Source organism: Rhodococcus sp. CX (assembly GCF_015865005.1).
In the GTDB taxonomy this organism is placed as follows: domain Bacteria; phylum Actinomycetota; class Actinomycetes; order Mycobacteriales; family Mycobacteriaceae; genus Rhodococcus.
Window position 1 is genome coordinate 23200 of the sequence record NZ_JADZGH010000222.1, and the last position, 2226, is coordinate 25425.

A 2226-nucleotide genomic window follows, 5' to 3' on the forward strand; every position below is an offset into this window, starting at 1 on the left:
TCCTGACGAGCGTTGTCGTACACGCACTTTCGGGTCAGCTCGTCGCCGCACGCGGCTGCGGACTTGGCGAACAGCAACCAGGACGACCAGGCGCGCATGGCGGGGAGGGTGATCTGGGCGTCGGGCGCGTACTTCGCGTAGAGCTCCTTCAGCTGTTCGACGGCGGGTTCGTCGCTTTCGAGCGGGGCGACACCGCTGAGATCGACGATGTTGTTCTGGAAATCGGCGGAGCGACCGAGCAGGTCGAGGAACTGCTGGTTGTAGGCGTTGTTGTTCGGATCGATCCAGTCCAGCTTGTAGTCCATGTTGGTCAGGACCTCTTCGAGCTTGGCGAGCTGATCGAAGCTGCCCATGAAGATCAGGCCCTTGACGCCGTTGTTCTTGATGGCCTGGGCGTAGGGCGTCCAGTCCGACACGCCCATCGTCGGATACAACTCGTTGTAGACGACCTTCGCGCCGATCGCGTCCAGGGTCTCGAGGGTCATCTGCTGCACGGCCTTGGTGATCGCCGAGTCGCCGTTGATGAGGCCGATGGCCTGCTTCGAATCCGGATAGGCCTCGTCCACGGCCCAGGTGCGGAAACCGGCGTAGTTGTCGTAGCCGGGGACCTTGGACGGCGAGGCGCTGACCTCGAGGTCGGCGCCGGCGGCGCGTTCCTGCACGGCCTGCGCGGGGAAGCTCGGGAGCAGGCAGTTGAGGCGTTCCTTGACGCCGAGGGCGTCGAGGCCGGCGCCGCCGCCGACGAGGGCGAAGTCCTCGCGGCAGGCTTCGATCATCCGCTGGCGCGGTTCCATGAGTTTCGTGTCGCGGGTGTTGGCGACGAGGGTGCGGCCGTTGATGCCGCCGTTGTCGTTGCACCAGGACGTGAACACCTTTGCCGCGTCGACGAATTCGGAGTTCTTGGTGAATCCGATGTCGGAGAAGACGCCGACCTCGATCTGCTCGGCGGTGACGCCCTGCGTGGTGGCGGTCGAAGCGTCACCGTCCTGGCACACCTCGGTGAGGTCACCGAAGTCGGCGGACACCGCGGACGATCCGCCCTGTCCGGACGTGGTGCTGTCGGTTTCGGTGCCGGTGCGGCCGCTACAGCCGGCGGCGAGCAGTGCGACCGCCGCGACGGCGACGACGATGCGCCACTGCCCGGCAAGGAATGTGCGATGTCGATTCACGTGTGTCCCCTGGTCCTCTGAGCCTGCGCGATCGACGTGATCGGGCAGGGAGCCGGACGGGCGAAGTGCCCCCACCCACCAGGGAAACTGTCCTCTCCGGCTTGGAGAACGAAGATATTGCTTCGTCGTCCGCCAGGGACGGTTTTGGCGGAACCTGAGCGGACATTTCGGTCGAAGGGTGCACCGGGTGGCGCCCGGGCGATCGCGTCTGCGCCTCACCCGGCGGCGACGCAGCGTGGCCGAGGGCCGGCCTCCTCCGGTACCTGTTCGGGTCGCTTCGTCGAAAGAATGCGACCCGCGAAGCCCCCGAGAGCAGTTGCGGGTCACCGCCGCAGCCCGACTCGACGACAACGGGACCCGTCACCGATCCTTGTATCCGACGACCACCAGCACGGAGACGCAGTGACCCGCCAGAGAACCACCGACACCCCGACGGCCCTCGACGTCATCGACCTCGGCGCGCACCCGGACTGGCCGTTGCATCTGCGCCGGCCGGTGCCGATCGACTGGGCCGGCCGGACCTGGCCGACACCGGAGCACGCCTTCGCGGCCGCGCACACCACCTCGACGATCGCGTGGGATCGCATCGCCGACCCCGCCACGAGCAGCGAAGACGCGCACCGCATCGGCACCGGCGCGGTCCGCCGCGACGACTGGCCGACCGCACGGTTCACTGTGCTCCGCGAGATCGTCGCCGCGATGACCGCCGATCTCGTCGTCCGGGCCGCGCTGTCCGCGACCGGTGATGCCCTCCTCGTCGCCGCCGGCCCGGACAAACTGTGGGGCCGGCACCGGGACCGCGGGTACAAGACGCCGATCGGCCGCAACGAACTCGGCCGCATCTGGATGCGGCAACGGGCTGTCGACCGCGGCGACGACCCGGACCGATGGATCCGGGCGGCAGTGATCGGGCATCGCGAGCACCTGATCGTCGAGCCCGACACGCGCGAGTGGGTGCAGGCGGAGCTGTCGCGCCTGGCCACGAAATTGACTGCCGAGCACGGCACCGAGATCGCGATGTCGGGCTCGACGATCAGGTGCTCGCGATGCCCGATCA

General features: G+C 67.9%; 2 protein-coding genes. One reads left to right on the forward strand and one right to left on the reverse strand.

From position 1 onward, the window contains the following. A partial coding sequence (locus I0Q12_RS24630) for an ABC transporter substrate-binding protein (protein WP_307846501.1) occupies nucleotides 1-1169 on the reverse strand: 1169 nt, incomplete at its 3' end. Between the two features lie 402 nt (nucleotides 1170-1571). On the opposite strand from I0Q12_RS24630, the gene I0Q12_RS24635 reads away from it, so the two are divergent. Continuing rightward, nucleotides 1572-2226: NADAR family protein (locus I0Q12_RS24635; protein ID WP_197255618.1), on the forward strand; the 655-nt coding region annotated here is incomplete at its 3' end.